Genomic DNA, 15,941 nt, shown 5'->3' with positions numbered 1-15,941 from the left:
GATCTCCTGGGCCAACCCATGGGTGTCAGTGGCCTGTTTATCGGGCTAAGGGTCCTTTACTCTGCTGAGCATGATGCTGACGCGCAGGGAACGGGAGATTCTCGCGCTGCTGCGACGGGACCCCCTGGCCGGGGCCCAGTCCATCGCCGATGCCCTCGGGACCACCCGGGCCGCGGTCAACGTCCATCTCTCCAACCTGGGCAAGAAGGGCGCCATCCTGGGGCGCGGTTACATCCTGCGCCGGGAACACGCGGTGGTGGTCATCGGCGGCGCCAATGTGGACATCAAGGTGCGCAGCCTGGCACCCGTCGCGTATCGCACCAGCAATCCGGGCCGGTCCCACACCAGCCCCGGCGGGGTCGGCCGCAATATCGCCGAGAACCTCGCCCGGCTGGGCACCCCCACCCATCTCATCGCCGCCGTGGGTCAGGACGCGGCGGGGGAGCGGCTGCTGAGCGAGACCCGGGCCGCCGGGGTGAGCGTCGACCATGTGCACCGCGGCCCGCATCCCACCGGCACCTATACGGCGGTGCTGGACGCCGACGGCGATCTGGTCGTGGCCATCGCCGACATGGCCGCCACCGACGCGCTGAGCCCCGAGCATCTGCACACCGCGCGTGAGCTGATCGGCCACGCCGGTCTGCTGGTGCTGGACGGGAACCTCTCCCCACGGGTGCTCTCGTACGTCCTGGACATCGCCGCCACCACCGGCGTCCAGACGCTGATCGACCCGGTGAGCGTCCCCAAGGCGGCCCTTCTGGCCCCGCTGTTCGCCACCGGGCGGCCGGTCTTCGCCGTCACACCGAACGTGGCGGAGCTGGGCGCGCTGGCCGGCCGGGACCTCGACGGGGACGCCGCCGCGGACGACCCGGAGCTGCTCGGGGCCGTGGCCCTCCTCCATGAGCACGGCGTGCGGCATGTGTGGGTGCGGCTCGGTGCGCGCGGCTCCCTGCTGAGCACCCTCGACGAGGGCCGGGTGCCACTGGAGGCGCCACCGGCCGAGGTACACGACGTCACCGGGGCCGGCGACGCGATGCTCGGCGCGTTCGCGCACGCCCTGCTCGGTGGCGCCGACCCGGTCGACGCCGCCCGCTACGGCCACGCCGCCGCCGCGCTGACCGTGGCCACCCCCGCCACCGTACGAGCCGACCTGACCCCGCGTCTGATCGAGGACGCGCTCGACGCACCGCTGCGGAGGACCACATGACCACCCCTCACCCCCGGCTGAGCCTCACCGAGGAGGTCGCGGAGGCCCTGCGCGACGGCCGGCCCGTGGTCGCGCTGGAGTCCACGATCATCAGCCACGGCATGCCGTATCCGCAGAACGTCGAGATGGCCACCGAGGTCGAGGAGATCATTCGCGCCGAGGGAGCGGTCCCCGCCACCATCGCCGTCCTCCACGGCACGCCACGCGCCGGTCTGGACCGGGCCGACCTCGAACTGCTCGCCACCAGCCCGGACGTCGGCAAGGTCAGCGTGCGCGACCTCGCCCATGTCATCGCGCGCGGTGGCCACGGCGCCACCACCGTGGCGTCCACCATGCGGCTCGCCGCGCTCGCCGGGATCCGGGTCTTCGTCACCGGTGGCATCGGCGGAGTGCACCGGGGAGCGGAGCACTCCTTCGACATCAGCGCGGATCTCACCGAGCTCGCCACCACCCCGGTGGCCGTCATCAGCGCCGGGGTCAAGAGCATCCTCGACATCGGACTGACCCTGGAGAAGCTGGAGACCCTGGGCGTTCCGGTGCTCACCTACGGCACCGACGACTTCCCCGCCTTCTACTCGCGGGTGAGCGGCTTCCGCTCCCCGCTGCGCGTCGACTCGCCCGAGGAGATCGCCGCCACCATGCGCGCCCAGTGGGAGCTGGGCATGACGGCGGGGCTGAGCATCGCCAATCCGGTGCCCGAGGCCGCGGAGATCCCCGCCGAGCGGATCGACGGCATCATCGAGCAGGCCCTCGCCGAGATGGCGGAGGCGGGAATCGGCGGCAAGGACGCGACCCCGTATCTGCTGGGCCGGATCGTCGAGTTGACCGGGGGCGAGAGCCTGCGGACCAATATCGCCCTGGTCAAGAACAACGCGCGGCTCGGGGCGCGGATCGCGATCCACTACGCCCGTACGCGCTGACCGCGACCGCCCGGACCACCGCCGGGGCTCGGGGCGGCCGACCGGCTACAGCGAGCGGACCTCGGCGAGCTCGACCCGGCCACCGATCTCGATGGAGCCGTCCGGCTGGGGACCGGTGAGGATCTGCGACCCCACGCCCTGGGTGATGTTGAGGGCGCGGCCCAGCTCGCCCGAGAGAATCAGGGCGGCGGCGCCGGTGGCCTCGTCCTCGACGATCCCGTCCCCGCGGCGGGGAAAGGCGCGCGCCCGCACCCGGCCCGCGGCCTCGTCCTGCCACGCCCAGGCGTACAGCCAGCCTTCGCCCTCGGGAGGGGTGGGCAGCGCCTCGACCTCCTCCGGGGAGGCGTACTGCCGGGTGCGCCGCCCGGCCGCCCAGGCGGGCCGGCCGGTGATCCAGGTGAACTCGCCGTCCTGGCGCGCGGAGACCTCACCGGCGGGCGGCAGCAGCTCGGGCAGGTCCAGCAGCCAGGCGGTGCCCACCAGCGGATGGCCCGCGAAGGGCAGCCGGACGCTCGGGGTGTAGATGTCGACGACGCCGCGCTCCGGATCGTCCACGAACACGGTCTCGCTGAACCCCAGCCGGGCGGCGACCCGCTGCCGCTCCGCCTCGCCGGCCACCGCGGCGCCGTCCCGCACCACGCCGAGTTCATTGCCACCGCGGCCATAGGGCCCGCAGAACACCTTGAGCACGTCCAGATCCGTCACCTGGGCATTCAAGCACGGGCGCGCCTGTCGATGGGGTGTTCTACGGTCGGGCCATGACCACCTCCGACGATGTCCGCGCCGTCGCCCTGTCGCTGCCGGAGACCACAGAGAAGATCGCCTGGTCGATGCCCACCTTCCGGGTCGCCGGGAAGATGTTCGCCACCTTGCCCGAGGACGAGACCTCGATGGCCGTCAGATGTCCGAAGGAGGAGCGGAAGGAGTTGGTGCTGGCGGAGCCGGAGAAGTTCTGGGTCGCCGCCCATGAGGCGAGTTCGGCCTGGGTGCGGGTGCGGCTCGCCGCGCTGGAGGACCTCGATGAGCTGCGGGACATCCTGCTGGACTCCTGGCGGCAGGCCGCACCGGCCACGCTGCTCGAATGAACACACCACGGCGACCGGCAACTCCTCGAAATGTGACGATATGTGCGTTCGAGGAGATAACCGACACGGGTGAAAGTATGGACTTTTCCCGGTAATCGGAGTGCCATCTTCCGCTGTGCCGGGTTCCCTTGAGGGGGATCAGCGAGGGAGGCCGCATGGTGCACGGCCGCGACACGAACCGCCCCGCGGTGTGCGGCGGCCCGTGCGCGGCCGCCGTCCTCCTGCTGCTGGCGGTCACGTTGCTGCATGCCGTGCTGGCCCTGGGGGTCGTCCGCGACTCGCCGTCCACCGGGCCCGACCAGTGCGTGGCCGGGCCTCCGAACCCGGCTCCGGCCCCGGCCCCGGCCCCGGCCGCGTCCCTGCCCGGTGACGCCGGTGCTCCCGCCCCGGCCCGGGGCCTCGCCGCGTCCGCCCCCGCGGGTGCTCCCGTCGTCCCGGCGCCTGTTCCGTCGGCGCCGGAGACCGAGGACGAACGCTCCCCCTCTTCGGCGTCGGCCAAGCTCCTCGCCCGGGACGGTGCCGGGCATCCGGCGCGGCATGCCGGGCGGGTGGTCCACGGCGCCTCGTTCGGCGCCCATCGCTCCCTCACGACGTCCCTCGGCCCCCTCGTGCTCGTCGCGGTCCGCGGTCGCCCCGCCGACCCCGCGACGGGCGGCGGCGCGTTCGCCGCCGGGGGCGACACCCCGGCCGGTCTGCTCTCCTCACGGTCCGTCGTCCTGCGCTGCTGACCGGGCCCGGGCACCTCCACCATCCCGTTTCCGCGGCTGCCCCGCGGATTCCGGATGCGGTGTGCCCTGCCCGCTCAGCCATCGGACGTCCGAGACCGCAGGAGTATCCGCATGCCCATCGATGTCTATGCCGCCATGCGCGCGATGATGCGCGCAGAAGCCACCCGGCGCCCCGTCACCCCGCAGGCCAGGACCACCGATCCGTCGCCGCCCCCGGCCGATCCGGCCGCTCCCGAGCCGGTGGACACCACCGTTCAGGACGTGGCCGAGGCCGTAGCGGCGTCCGCACCGGCCCCATCGCCCGCACCGCGCCCGGTCCGCCGCTCCCGCCCGGCCCGGTATCTCTCGCGCTGCCGTGCCGTGCTGCGCGCCGTACGCCACGCCGTGTCGGCCTGCGTCACCCGGCGCGTGTCACGACAGGGCCGGTGAGCGGCCGCGGAGGGAGAGGAGCCGGAAGCACGGGTGCCGGGAGGTCACCCCGGTCCGTCGTTCCGCCCGCCCTCCGGTGAATCCCCGCCGAGAAGCAAACGCTCGCGCTGCGCCACGGCCCAGGCGTAGCCGGGATTCAGCGCCACCGCACGGTCCAGATCCGCCAGCGCCTCCGCGCGTCTGCCCAGGGCCTCGTTGGCCATCGCGCGGCTCCCCAGGGCCCAGGCGTAGCCCGGGTCGAGGGCCAGCGCCCGGTCGTACTCCGCGATGGCCTCCTCGTAGCGCCCCGCGAAGCGGTGGATATCGCCGCGCTCGCCCAGCGTTCCGGCGATGGCCGGCTCCAGCGCCTCCGCCCGGTCCAGGTCGTCCAGCGCTCCCGCCGCGTCCCCCAGGGTGCTGCGTACGCGGGCCCGCCGGACCAGCGCCCAGGTGTAGTCGCCGTTCAACTCGATGGCCCGGTCGAAGTCGGCCAGGGCCTCCTGGATCCGGCCGAGCGCCATCATGGTCTGGCCGCGGCTGCCCAGGGCCACATGGTCCGCCGGATCGGCCGCCACCACCGGGTCGAGGAGGGCCAGGGCCTCCTCGTACCGGCCCGCCCGGCGGCAGGTCTCGCCGCGCTCCCGCTGAACCCAGGTCGAGCCCGGCTCCAGCGCCGCCACGCCGTCCAGCGCGTCCATCGCCGCGGTGAAGTCCCCGGTCGCCCGGTGGACCACGGCCCGCCCGAAGTGCGCGCGTACATGCCCGGGGTCCAGTTCGAGCGCCCGGCGGAAGTCCTCCAGCGCCCCGTCGAACTCCTCGACCGACCGGCGGTGCCACCCCCGTACGACGAGTGCCGCGACCCGGGCGGGGGCGTCCAGCCCGGCCCGCGCCAGCAGCAACCCCATCGCCTCGATACCGCGCCGCCGTTCGTCCGCCAGCGCCTCCACCAGACGCCACCCCCAGGTGCGCACCGCGTCCGAGTCGGCGTCCTCGCCCGCCTCGACCAGCGTGGACGCCCAGCGCCTGGCCACCGCGGGGCCCGCGTCGCAGGCGCCGATCCCGTCCCGCAGCGCCCCGGGCAGCGCCGCCGACGGCCGTGCGCACAGCAGGTGGTACCACTCCTCCAGACGCGGTCCGCTCCAGGCGGCCAGCCGCCACCCGTCGCGCGGGTCGAGCCCCCCGGCGGCCGCCTCCCGCCACCCGGCGAAGGTCTCCGCCAGCCGGGTGTGCGCCGCGATCCACCGCTGTGGTGAGGTGGTCCGCCGAAGCCGCAGCATCGGGGCGCGGACCACATCGTGGTAGCGGGCCGCCCCGTTGCGGTCGCCGATGAACGGCAGCGACCGCAGCCAGCCGAACAGCTCGGCTCCGTCCTCGTCCACCGCCGCCCTGAAGATGTCCTCGTTCAGCCGCCGGGGCAGCGCGCCCGCCAGGGCGGCGGAGCGGCGCACCGGATCGCGCTCCCACTTCAGGAACCGGTCGACGGCGGTGGCACTGGGGTCGTCCAGATCGCCGCCGGTTCCGGGGTTCTCGGCGAGGGTGGACACCAGCACCGGCAGCCGGCCGGAGAGCCGCAGCACCTCCCGCACCACCGGCTCGTCGGTGATCCCCTTGGCGCTGAGCAGCTGCCGGGCCTCCGCGTCGGTGAACGGCTCCAGCGGCAGCTCCGCGACCACATCGGCCAGATCGCCCCAGCAGCCGGGGTCCGGGCGGGTCTGCCCGGCCAGCACCAGCACGGTGTTGGCGGGGAGGGTGCCCAGGCGTTCGCTGGTGAGCAGGGTGCGCAGCCAGGGGTCGAGCAGCGGGCCGAGGCGCTCGTAGGTGTCGAAGAACAGCACCAGCCACGGCACCGCCGCTGCCGTCTCCGATAACTCCCTGACCAGCAGCGGGGTCAGCGTCTCCACCGGGTCCAGCACCAGCTGGACGTCCTTGTGGTCGCGGAACCGCGAGCTGAGCGCCGCCCGCAGCCGGTCGGTGCCCTCGGCGAGCGGCACCGGATCGACGGCGCCCGCCAGCGCCCCGACACCGGGCACCAGGCCGAGGCCGGTGAGCCCGGCGCGCGCGGCGACCATGCTGCCGGTGCTGGGCCCGGTGCGCTCGCCCTCGGCCGGTACCGACTCCGCCTCGTGGCGGCGCTGCCGATAGGTGGCGAGCCGCCGGTCCAGGGCCGTGAACTCCCTTCCCTGGCGGGCGAATTGCTCGCTGATCGCGGCCATCGCCTCGGGGACGGAGCCCGCCGCCTCGTCGACGCGGGCGGTGAGCGCGCCGTACTCCCGGCGGGCGGTCTCTTCCAGCCGGCGCATCAGCCAGGTCTTGCCCACACCCGCGTGGCCGTGCACATGGAAGACAAAGCGATGCCGCCCGTCCTCCGGCGGCAGCCCGAAGTTGTCCCGGAACGCGTGCAGTTCCCTTTGCCGCCCCACGAATCCGGCGTTCCTGCGCCGCTGGATCAGCTCCTGCATCGACGGCCGTCCCCGCCCCATCGGCCCCCTCCTCCGGTCTGCGACCAGTCTGCCAGTACGATCGGCGCGCAGGCTTATTGCGTACGATGCGCAGGTGCCCAGCTACCGCATCAGAACCGCGACCCCCGATGACCTCGACGCCGTCCGCAGCGTGATGCTCGACACCGTCTACCGCGACTTCAAAACCGGCTATGTGCCGCGCTGGCACGCCGACATCATCGATCCCGCCGCCGCGTATCTGGACGGCGCGCGCCACACCCTGCTGGTGGCGGTGGACGAGAGCGACGGGGCGGTCGTGGCGACCGCCGCGCTCGACTCCCGGGGCCCGGCCCATCCGCCCAACCCGGCGTGGCTGGCCGCCCGGTACCCCTCGGGGGAGACCGCCCAGCTCCGCCGGGTCTATGTGCGGGCCGAGCACCGGCGCAACGGGCTGGCCCGGCGGCTGGTGCGCGCGCTGCTGGACTTCGCCGTGGCGGACGGTGGCTATCGCGCGGTCTATCTGCACACCGATCCGGCGGTGGTGGGCGCCGAGCCGTTCTGGCGGTCGCTGGGGAAGGTCGTCTGCGATGAGCGGGAGGCACCCGGGGGCGGTCAGGGGATCATCCACTTCGAGGTCCCGATGGGGCCCGGGGTGCCATGACCGTTATGGAAATGATTATCATCTAGCGATCGTGTTTCGCCGTCCCCGCGCCGCCCCTGGAGAACCACGCCCATGCACTCTGTCCGCCGCCGGTGGGCCGCCGCGCTGCCGCTCGTCCCGCTGCTCGCCGGCTGTTTCGCGGCCCGCGACGGTTCGCCGTACGACGCCGGGGCCGGTGCGGGTGGCGGACGCCTGCGCGTCGCGATGGCCTTCCCGCCCGCCGAGCGCTTCTCCCCGTACGGTGCCGACGCCACCTTGCTCAGCCGGCTCGGGGTCACCGAGGGGCTGACCCGGCTGGACGGCAACGGCGGCGCGGTGCCCGCCCTCGCCGAGTCCTGGACCCGGGAGAGCGGCGGCGGCTGGGTGTTCACCCTGCGCGAGGCGCGGTTCCAGGACGGCACCGAGGTCACCCCGGCGGCGGTGGCGGGCGCCCTCACCCATGCCACCCACGCCGATCCCGCGCCCGCCGCGCTCACCGGGGTCCGGCTCACCGCCGAGGCGGTGGGGGAGCGGCGGGTCCGGGTGAGCACCGCCACCGCCGACTCCGCCCTGCCCCTGCGACTGTCCAGCCCGGGTCTGGCCATCCTCGCGCCCAAGGCGTACCGCACGAAGGCCGGTACGGCTACGTCCGGCACGGCTACGTCCGGCACGGATACGTCCGGTGCGGCGGAGGCGCGTTCGGACACGGCGGACGGGAAAGCGGCGGTCGATCCGGCCGGCACCGCCACCGGTCCCTTCACCCTGGCCAGGGCGAGCGGCGCCACCCGCGCCACCCTCCACCGCTTCGACGACTACTGGGGCGGCCTCGCCCACGCCTCCGGCCTCGACGTCCGCTTCATCGCCGACGGCACGGCCCGCACCAACGCACTGCGCAGCGGCGAGGTGGACATAGCCGAGGCCGTCCCGGTCTCCCAGGCGGCCACCCTCGATCGGCCGACCGTCCGCGAGGTGCCCACCGCCCGCACCACCGCCCTCTTCCTCAACACCCGCTCCGGCCCGTTCGCCGACCCCGCCGTCCGCGCCGCCGCCCGCGAGGCCGTCGACGCCTCCGCCCTCGCCGAGGACGTCTACGAGGGTCATGCGGACACCGGCCGCGGCCTGTTCGGCCCGGCCCTCACCTGGGCCGCGGGCGAGCGCCCCCGGCCGTCCGGCCGCCCCGCCGCCGAGCGCGCCCGGAACACCGCGCTCACCCTCGCCACCTACGACAACCGGCCCGAGCTGCCCGAGGTCGCCCAGGTGCTGCAACAGCAGCTGCGCAAGGCCGGGTTCGGCGTAAAGCTGGAGGTGCGGGAGTACTCCCGGCTCGAAGGCGACGCCCTGGCCGGGAAGTTCGACGCCGTGGTGGCCGCCCGTAACACCATGCTCGACACCGGCGACCCGGTCTCCTATCTCGCCGACGACTTCACCTGCGACGGTGGCTACAACCTGGCCCGGGTGTGCGACAAGGCGGTGGACCGCGCGGTCGCCGAGGCCGGGTCCCGCGCCGACGACGCGGCGCGCCATCGCGCCGCCCTGGCCGCACAGACCGCGGTGCTGCGCACGGACGGGGTCGTCCCGCTGGTCCATCAGCGGATCATCCACGGCGTCGGCGCCTCGGTGCGGGGTGTGATCCTCGATCCGTACGAGCGCACGCTCGTCGGCACCGGTACGCGGCGTTGAGCGGCGCGCGGACCGGGGCTCGGTCCACCGAGCCGAGCACGGGCGGGCAGTCGACCGGGCGGAGTGCGGGCGGGCGGTCGACCGGACCGAGCGCGGGCGGGCGGTCCACCCGGGCGGGCGCCGGGCGGAACAACGGGCCGAGCGCGGTGCGGTTCACCCGTCTGAGCGCCGGTCGGTCCACCGGCCTGAGCGGGGCGCGGTCCACCGGCCTGAGCGCGCTGTGGCGCCTCGCGCTCGCGGGGGCGCTGCTGTGCGGCATCGGGCTGCTGCCCTGGCTGTCCCGCACCGACCCCGCCCGTACCGTGCTCAAGGCGCGCGAGGCCGACCGCGAGCCCAGCCCCGAGCTCCTGGAGTCAGTGCGCTCCCAACTCGGGCTCGACACCGGGCCGTTGACGCTGCTCGGCCGGTGGCTCGGCGGACTGCCCCACGGCGACGCGGGCCGGTCCTGGATCTCGGGGACGGCCGTGACCCCCTCGGTCGCCGAGGCGCTCGGCGTCTCGCTGCTGCTCATGGGCGGGGCGCTGGTGGTCGCGGCGGTCACCGCGGGCGCGGTGTGCGGGCGCACGCTGTGGCTCGGGCCGCGGCGGCGGGCCGCCCGGCGCGGGGCCGGTGCGGGAAGCGGGGGCGCGCTGATCGCGGCGCTGCCGGAGTTCCTGCTGGCGTCCGTGCTGGCCGCCGTGGTCGGGGTGCGGTTCGGCTGGCTGCCCGCGGTCGGCTGGTACGGGCCGCGGTGGATGGTGCTGCCCTCGCTCGCCCTCGGCCTGCCCGCGGGTGCCCTGCTGGGCCGGGTCCTGGATGACGCCCTGCCCGGCGCGTTCGCGGAGCCCTGGGCCCGGGCCGCCGCCGCACGCGGGCTGCCCGCCCGGCGGATCGCCCGCCACGCGCTGCGGCGTGCCGTGCCCGGAGTGCTGCCGAACATCGGGCTGTTCGTGGTCGGGCTCACCGGCGGGGCGGTCGCCGTCGAGCAGGTCTTCGACATCCCCGGGCTCGGCCGGCTCACCCTGCAGGCGGCCATCGCCCAGGACCTGCCGATGCTTCAGGCGGGCACCCTCGTCCTCGTCCTGCTCGCGGCCGCCGCCGGAGGTCTCGCCCATCTCATGGCCCGGCTGCTGCTCGGGCCCGCGCTGCGCGACGGCGCGCTGCCCTCGTTCCACCGGCCTTCCGCGCCGTCCGCCCGATCCTTTCCGCTGCTCTACGGCGCGCTCCTGCTCGCCGTGGTGGTGCTCGGCGCCCTCCGGGACCCGCTGGCCGTGGACACCGCCGCCCGGCTCACCTCCCCGTCCTGGGCGCATCCGTTCGGCACCGACGCGCTGGGCCGTGATCTGCTGGCCCGGGTGGGGCACGGCGCGCTGTCCACGCTCGCGCTCGCGGTGGCGGTGAGCGCCGCCGCGCTGGTGGCGGGGGTGCTGCTCGGCCTGGTGCCCCGGCTGTCCGGCGGACTCGTCGAGACCGTGAACGCGATGCCGCCCGTGCTCGCCGGGCTCCTGGTGGCCGGAGCGGCCGGCCGCGGCCCGTACACCCCCGCGCTCGCCGTGGCCGCCGTCGCCTGGGCGCCGCTGGCCGCGCACACCTCCGCCCTGCTGCGGCAGCAGCGCGCCGCCACACATCTCGCCGCCACCCGCGCACTGGGCGCCTCCCGCCGCCATCTGCTGCGCCGCCACATCCTGCCCGCGGTCCTGCCTCCGGTCGTCCGGCACGCCCTGCTGCGCCTGCCGGCCGCGGCGCTCGCCCTGGCCGCACTGGGCTTCCTCGGCCTGGGCGCGCAGCCACCGTCCCCGGAGTGGGGACGGCTGCTGGCCGAGAACCACCCCTACGCCGAGCGCGCCCCGTGGACGGTCCTCGCCCCCGCCGCCGCACTGGCCCTCCTGGGCGTCCTGGCGGTGACGGCGTCCGGTGGGGTGCGGTGGCCCCGTCGGCGTCTGCGCATTGACGACGGCCCGGGGCGCGGCGGAGACTGACGTTCCCGCCATGGTGAACTGAAGTTCATTCCGCGAACACGCCCTTGGGGCGAGGGACCGCAAAGGACACTCGATATGACCCTTCACCGCGACCTGTTGATCGACGGCAAGGACACCCCGGCCGCCTCGGGGCGCACCGCCGAGGACCTCAACCCCTACACCGGTGAGGTGTTCGCCACCGTCGCGGCCGCCGGGGCCGAGGATGTGGCGCATGCGGTGGCCGCCGCCGACGCCGCCTTCCCGGCCTGGGCGGAGCTGGCCCCGTTCGAGCGCCGTAGGATCTTCCTGACCGCGGCGGACCTGCTGGAGTCGCGCGCCGACCGGGCCGCCGAGATCCTGGCCCAGGAGGCCGGAGGCACCGCGCCCTGGGCGCACTTCAACGTGGGTCTGGCCGCGAACATCCTCCGCGAGGCCGCCGCCGCGATCACCGCCCCGCGCGGTGAGGTGCTCAGCGCCCAGGAGGCGGGCGCGCTCGGTCTCGCCGTCCGCGAACCGGCCGGTGTGGTCGCGGCCTTCGCCCCCTGGAACGCGCCGGTCATCCTCGGGGTCCGCTCCGTCGCGGCGCCCCTGGCGGCAGGCAATACGGTGGTGATGAAGCCCAGCGAGGACGCGCCGCTCGCCTGCGGGCTCTTCGTCGCCGATGTGCTGCGCGACGCCGGGCTGCCCGACGGGGTGCTCAATGTGGTCACCAACGCCCGTGAGGACGCCGCCGAGGTGGCCGAGGCCCTCATCGCCGATCCGCGCGTACGCATCGTCAACTTCACCGGCTCCACCTCAGTCGGCAGGACCATCGGCTCACTGGCCGCGCAGCACCTCAAGCCCGCCGTGCTGGAGCTCGGTGGCAAGAACGCCATCATCGTCCTGGACGACGCCGATGTGGACCACGCGGTGAACGCCGCCACCTTCGGCGTGTTCATGAACTCCGGTCAGATCTGCATGTCGGGCGACCGGATACTCGTCCACGAGAGCCTCGCCGAGGAGTTCACCGCGAAGTTCACCGCCAAGGTGGCCGCCCTGCCGTGCGGCGACCCGGCCGACCCGTCCACCGTGGTCGGCCCGCTGGTCGCGGCCGCCTCGGCGCGCCGGGTGGCGGCCCTGGTGAAGGACGCGGTGGACAAGGGCGCCACGGTGCTGACCGGCGGTGGCGAACCGGTGGGCGCGGTCCACCCGGCGACGGTGCTGACCGGTGTCACTCCGGACATGGACATCCACCGCACCGAGGCGTTCGGGCCCGTGTGCGTGGTCGACACCTTCGCCGACGACGATCGGGCCGTGGCCCTGGCCAACGCCACCGACCACGGCCTGACCTGCGGCATCATCACCGAGAACGGGACCCATGGGCTCAAGGTCGCCCGCCGTATCCGGACCGGCATCGTGCACATCAACGACCAGTCGGTGGCGGACGAGCCACAGGCCCCGTTCGGTGGCATCAAGCACTCGGGGTACGGGCGGTTCGGTGGCCGTTGGGGCATCGAGGCGTTCAGCGACACCCGGTGGATCACCCTCGCCACCCAGCACGCGCACTACCCCTTCTAGCGGCGGTGCGGCTCCTCGGCCCGTCCCGGGGACTCAGCCCGTCCCCGGGACGCGGCTCATCCCGGGGACTCAGCTCATCCCGGGGATGAGGGGCACGGCCCCCGGGCGGCACGCCGCCATCCGCAGCATGCTGACCGTGGAGCGCACGACCCGTTCCTTGGTGCGTGCGGCCAGGCCGCCGCGCAGCACCCGCTCGCGCGGGGAGTCGTCCGCCCGCACCAACTGGATCAGCCCGTCCCGGCGGCCCAGGCTCACGCACTGCACCACGAAGCGGAAGCGCAGCGGCTCCGGCTGCCGTCCCCGCGTCTCGGCGATGATCGAGGAGGCGGCGTGCGAACCGGCCGGGAGCGCGGTGGCACAGGCCATGCGCAGGTGACCGGCGGCCGGGGTGGTCATGGCCGCGGCGTCGCCCACCGCGTAGATCTCCGGATGGGACACCGAGCGCAGGGTGCCGTCGACGCTGATGCCGCCGCTGGGATCGAGGGTGATCCCGGCGGCCTCGGCCAGGGCGGTGTTCGCGGTCATCGCGGTGGCCCACACCACCGCGTCGGTGTCGATGTCCTCGGGGCCCGCCACCCGGCGGCCCTCCTCGATCCGGACACCGAGCCCGGTGAGCGTGGAACGGACATGGGCGCGGCCCTTCGCCGACAGCCCCGTGCCGACCTCGTCGCCCGTGATCAGCCGGACCTTCCAGGCGTGCTGGGACTCGGCGATCTCGGCCGCGAGCTCGATGCCGGTGAGTCCCCCGCCGACCACCGTCAGCTCGCCCGGGCCGTCCAGCAGCCGCTTGTGCAGTTCGGCCGCCGTCTCCGGGGTGTAGGCGCGCTCACCGGGGTCGGGGGTGCGGCTGCCGAGCGCGTACACCAGCCGGTCGTACGGCAGCTCCCGGCCGTCGTCGGTGGTGACCTGCCGGGCGGCCGGGTCGATCCGGGTGGCGCGGGCGGCCACGTGGGCGATGCCGGCCCGCCGTGTCAGCGCGTCGAGCGGATGCGTGATGTCGGGCCGTCCGGCGGCCCGCTCGTGCAGCCGGACGCGTTCGGTGAAAGCGGGGCTCGGATCGACCAGGGTGACGCGGGTGTGCGGGGCCAGCCGCAGGGCGGCCATCAGCCCCGCATAGCCCGCGCCGACTACCAGGACCTGCTGCTTCTCCATACCGGCGGCCTCCTCCTCGGGTGGTGTTCACGAGGAGGACGACATGGCGGCCCGAGATGTGACGGTGATGCCGGTCACAGGTTCGGCAGGTCGAGGTGGCGGAGCTTGTCGGGGTTGACGACCACGTCGATCTCGGTGATCAGACCCTGGTGCACGGAGAAGGCGAAGACCACGGCCTGGTCGCCGGTGCGGTCGGCGATGACCAGGCCCGGAGCGTCGTTGACCGCGCAACGGTGCACCACCATCGTGGCCGGGTCGAAGCCCCGGGCGAGCCCCTGGGCGAAGCGGGCCACCTTCTCGTTGCCCACCACCGGGACCCGGGCCGCCGCCACCTTGCCGCCACCGTCCGAACGCCAGACGACCTCCGGATCCAGGATCTCCAGCAGCCCCTCCATGCCACCGCCCAGGACCGCCTGGAGAAACGCGTCCACGGCCCGCCGGTGCTCCGCGCGGTCCACCGAGCGCCGCGGCGCCTCCTCCCGAACCCGCTTGCGCGCCCGCGAGGCCAGCTGCCGTACGGAATCCGGACTACGGCCCACGACCTCGGCGATCTCGGGGAACGGCACCGAGAAGACATCGTGCAGGATGAAGGCGGTCCGCTCCGCCGGGGTCAGCCGCTCCAGTACGGTCAGCAGCGCCAGCCCCACCGATTCGTCGAGCGTCACCCGGTCCTCCGGACCGCCGGCCGCCACCACCGGCTCGGGCAGCCAGGGACCGACGTACGCCTCGCGCCGCACCCGCGCGGAACCCAGCAGGTCGTAGCAGATCCGGCTGATGACGGTGGTGAGATACGCGCGCGGGTCGGCGACCTCGTCCGCGGGCAGCGCCTGCCAGCGCAGCCAGGTCTCCTGCACCGCGTCATCGGCGTCGGCGACCGAGCCGGTGATGCGATAGGCGACGGCCCACAGCCGGTCGCGCTGCTGTTCGAAGTCGGTCAGCTCTGCCATGTCCTGATCCTCTCGTCGGCCCAGGAGGGAGGACGAGACGGCGGCCGGAAGTGTGACAGCCGCCTCCCGGGCCGGGCGGGGCTGGCGCGGGGGCAAGGGCAGGCGTAAGCAGTAGATGTGCATATGTGGCAGGGTCATTCGGATCTGCGCCGGCCGAGGTGGCGTACCCGCGTCTTGGTCGTGATCCCCCTGCTGGTCATCGGGCTGATCACGCTCGGCGATGTGCTGGCCCCGGCGAACGTGAGGCTCAGCCCGCTGCTGATCGCGGCCCCCGCCATGACCGCCTCCTTCGCCGGCCCCCTGCTCACCGCGTGTGTCGGGCTCCTGGCCGTCGGCGCCCAGGTCGTGGCGAACGCCTATGAGGGCTTCCTCGGCCACCCCGGCCGCCTGACCGAGGTGATCACCCTGGCCCTGGTCTCGGCGATGATCGTGCTGTTCCGCGCGGTCCTCGACCGGCACATGCGCGAGCTGAACCGGGTGCGGGCGGTGGCCGATGTGGCGCAGCGGGTCCTGCTGCGCCCGCTTCCCGTCCGGGTCGGCCCGCTGCTGATCGCCTCGGTCTACCTCGCGGCCGAGCCGGGGGCGGAGATCGGCGGCGATCTGTACGCGGCGGCGCGCACCTCGAACACCACCCGCCTGATCATCGGCGATGTCCGGGGCAGCGGGCTGACCGCCGTCGCGGACGCCTCCCTGGTGCTCGGCGCCTTCCGTGCGATGGCCCACTGGCCCGTACCCCTGACCGATCTGGCGGCCCACTTGGACACCGCCCTGTCCGCCGAGCGGACCGAACCCCCCGACAAGGCGCCCGGGGCGGGGGAGTCGTTCGTCACCGCCGCCGTGCTGGAGATCCCCGACGACCAGCCGGTGGTCCGCCTCGTCAACTGCGGACATCCGCCGCCGATCGCGCTGCGCGACTCGGGCGTGAAGACGCTGGAGGGCCATGCGCCCGCACTGCCGCTGGGCCTCGGCCATCTGGTGGCCGACCGGTACCACAGCGAGGTCTTCCCCTTCGAAGAGGGCGATCAGCTGCTGCTCTACACCGACGGGGTCATCGAGGCGCGGAACAGCGAGGGCACCTTCTACCCGCTCACCGAACGGCTCCCGGGGTGGAACGGCGCCGGCCCCCAGCACCTCGTCGACCGGGTGCACCGCGATCTGATCTGCCACACGGGCGGCCACCAGAGCGATGACGCGGCCCTGGTCGTCCTCGAACGCCACGGAGCGGATCGCTGACGCCACCGG

The 15,941-nt window shown here is 74.3% G+C and carries 14 protein-coding genes; 10 read left to right on the top strand and 4 right to left on the bottom strand.

Translation table 11 applies throughout. The features are described 5' to 3' along the window. Positions 1 to 70: 70 nt before the first annotated feature. Both J8403_RS04190 and J8403_RS04185 read left to right on the top strand, forming a co-directional pair. Positions 71 to 1,207 (top strand): PfkB family carbohydrate kinase, encoded by a 1,137-nt coding sequence (locus J8403_RS04190; protein WP_211121923.1) that lies wholly within the window; start codon positions 71 to 73, stop codon positions 1,205 to 1,207. Further along, complete coding sequence (locus J8403_RS04185; protein WP_211121922.1) at positions 1,204 to 2,127, top strand: pseudouridine-5'-phosphate glycosidase; 924 nt, start codon at positions 1,204 to 1,206, stop codon at positions 2,125 to 2,127. The genes J8403_RS04190 and J8403_RS04185 overlap by 4 nt, the downstream gene beginning before the upstream one ends. A 45-nt stretch (positions 2,128 to 2,172) precedes the next feature. On the opposite strand, the gene J8403_RS04180 is transcribed toward J8403_RS04185, so the two are convergent. Further along, positions 2,173 to 2,832 (bottom strand): PhzF family phenazine biosynthesis protein, encoded by a 660-nt coding sequence (locus J8403_RS04180; protein WP_211121921.1) that lies wholly within the window; start codon positions 2,830 to 2,832, stop codon positions 2,173 to 2,175. 53 nt (positions 2,833 to 2,885) lie between these two features. On the opposite strand from J8403_RS04180, the gene J8403_RS04175 reads away from it, so the two are divergent. The 3 genes from J8403_RS04175 (at position 2,886) to J8403_RS04165 (ending at position 4,369) form a co-directional block, all read left to right on the top strand. After that, entirely contained in the window at positions 2,886 to 3,212 is a 327-nt protein-coding gene (locus tag J8403_RS04175) for an MmcQ/YjbR family DNA-binding protein (protein WP_211121920.1), read from the top strand. A gap of 155 nt (positions 3,213 to 3,367) precedes the next feature. Then, positions 3,368 to 3,940, top strand: a complete 573-nt coding sequence (locus J8403_RS04170) for a hypothetical protein (RefSeq protein WP_211121919.1) — start codon at positions 3,368 to 3,370, stop codon at positions 3,938 to 3,940. Between the two features lie 111 nt (positions 3,941 to 4,051). Next, entirely contained in the window at positions 4,052 to 4,369 is a 318-nt protein-coding gene (locus J8403_RS04165) for a hypothetical protein (RefSeq protein ID WP_211121918.1), read from the top strand. 44 nt (positions 4,370 to 4,413) lie between these two features. Here the strand turns inward: J8403_RS04165 and J8403_RS04160 are convergent, their stop codons facing one another. Continuing rightward, complete coding sequence (locus J8403_RS04160) at positions 4,414 to 6,828, bottom strand: tetratricopeptide repeat protein (RefSeq protein WP_246585683.1); 2,415 nt, start codon at positions 6,826 to 6,828, stop codon at positions 4,414 to 4,416. Between the two features lie 133 nt (positions 6,829 to 6,961). On the opposite strand from J8403_RS04160, the gene J8403_RS04155 reads away from it, so the two are divergent. From J8403_RS04155 to J8403_RS04140, 4 genes are all read left to right on the top strand, one after another. Continuing rightward, complete coding sequence (locus J8403_RS04155) at positions 6,962 to 7,447, top strand: GNAT family N-acetyltransferase (RefSeq protein ID WP_425519881.1); 486 nt, start codon at positions 6,962 to 6,964, stop codon at positions 7,445 to 7,447. Positions 7,448 to 7,519: 72 nt separating this feature from the next. After that, a complete protein-coding gene (locus J8403_RS04150; RefSeq protein WP_211121916.1) occupies positions 7,520 to 9,106 on the top strand; it encodes an ABC transporter substrate-binding protein in 1,587 nt (528 codons plus the stop codon). 185 nt (positions 9,107 to 9,291) lie between these two features. Continuing rightward, complete coding sequence (locus J8403_RS04145; protein WP_211128067.1) at positions 9,292 to 11,064, top strand: ABC transporter permease subunit; 1,773 nt, start codon at positions 9,292 to 9,294, stop codon at positions 11,062 to 11,064. Between the two features lie 75 nt (positions 11,065 to 11,139). Continuing rightward, positions 11,140 to 12,600: an aldehyde dehydrogenase family protein gene (locus tag J8403_RS04140; RefSeq protein WP_211121915.1), complete on the top strand. Its 1,461-nt coding sequence runs from the start codon at positions 11,140 to 11,142 to the stop codon at positions 12,598 to 12,600. A 69-nt stretch (positions 12,601 to 12,669) separates the two neighbouring features. Here J8403_RS04140 and J8403_RS04135 read toward each other — a convergent pair whose 3' ends face one another. Both J8403_RS04135 and sigJ read right to left on the bottom strand, forming a co-directional pair. Beyond that, a complete protein-coding gene (locus J8403_RS04135) occupies positions 12,670 to 13,752 on the bottom strand; it encodes an NAD(P)/FAD-dependent oxidoreductase (RefSeq protein ID WP_211121914.1) in 1,083 nt (360 codons plus the stop codon). 74 nt (positions 13,753 to 13,826) lie between these two features. After that, positions 13,827 to 14,699, bottom strand: coding sequence for an RNA polymerase sigma factor SigJ (sigJ, locus tag J8403_RS04130; protein ID WP_211121913.1), 873 nt, complete (start codon positions 14,697 to 14,699; stop codon positions 13,827 to 13,829). Positions 14,700 to 14,822: 123 nt separating this feature from the next. On the opposite strand from sigJ, the gene J8403_RS04125 reads away from it, so the two are divergent. Then, the gene (locus tag J8403_RS04125; protein WP_211128066.1) at positions 14,823 to 15,932 is read left to right on the top strand and encodes a PP2C family protein-serine/threonine phosphatase; all 1,110 of its coding nucleotides are present in this window, start codon (positions 14,823 to 14,825) and stop codon (positions 15,930 to 15,932) included. Positions 15,933 to 15,941 lie beyond the last annotated feature (9 nt).

It is taken from the genome of Streptomyces yatensis (assembly GCF_018069625.1).
GTDB lineage: Bacteria > Actinomycetota > Actinomycetes > Streptomycetales > Streptomycetaceae > Streptomyces > Streptomyces yatensis.
The sequence above is the reverse complement of the archived record's forward strand: the minus strand, read 5'-3'. Positions and strand labels throughout refer to the sequence as shown.

Bases quoted from the DNA above. Each gene is read 5' to 3' on its own strand.
- J8403_RS04155 (WP_425519881.1), top strand. From the start codon at position 6,962: ATGCTCGACACCGTCTACCGCGACTTCAAAACCGGCTATGTGCCGCGC.
- J8403_RS04140 (WP_211121915.1), top strand. From the start codon at position 11,140: ATGACCCTTCACCGCGACCTGTTGATCGACGGCAAGGACACCCCGGCC.
- J8403_RS04175 (WP_211121920.1), top strand. From the start codon at position 2,886: ATGACCACCTCCGACGATGTCCGCGCCGTCGCCCTGTCGCTGCCGGAG.
- sigJ (WP_211121913.1), bottom strand. From the start codon at position 14,699: ATGGCAGAGCTGACCGACTTCGAACAGCAGCGCGACCGGCTGTGGGCC.
- J8403_RS04135 (WP_211121914.1), bottom strand. From the start codon at position 13,752: ATGGAGAAGCAGCAGGTCCTGGTAGTCGGCGCGGGCTATGCGGGGCTG.
- J8403_RS04170 (WP_211121919.1), top strand. From the start codon at position 3,368: ATGGTGCACGGCCGCGACACGAACCGCCCCGCGGTGTGCGGCGGCCCG.
- J8403_RS04160 (WP_246585683.1), bottom strand. From the start codon at position 6,828: ATGGGGCGGGGACGGCCGTCGATGCAGGAGCTGATCCAGCGGCGCAGG.
- J8403_RS04165 (WP_211121918.1), top strand. From the start codon at position 4,052: ATGCCCATCGATGTCTATGCCGCCATGCGCGCGATGATGCGCGCAGAA.
- J8403_RS04190 (WP_211121923.1), top strand. From the start codon at position 71: ATGATGCTGACGCGCAGGGAACGGGAGATTCTCGCGCTGCTGCGACGG.
- J8403_RS04150 (WP_211121916.1), top strand. From the start codon at position 7,520: ATGCACTCTGTCCGCCGCCGGTGGGCCGCCGCGCTGCCGCTCGTCCCG.
- J8403_RS04185 (WP_211121922.1), top strand. From the start codon at position 1,204: ATGACCACCCCTCACCCCCGGCTGAGCCTCACCGAGGAGGTCGCGGAG.
- J8403_RS04125 (WP_211128066.1), top strand. From the start codon at position 14,823: ATGTGGCAGGGTCATTCGGATCTGCGCCGGCCGAGGTGGCGTACCCGC.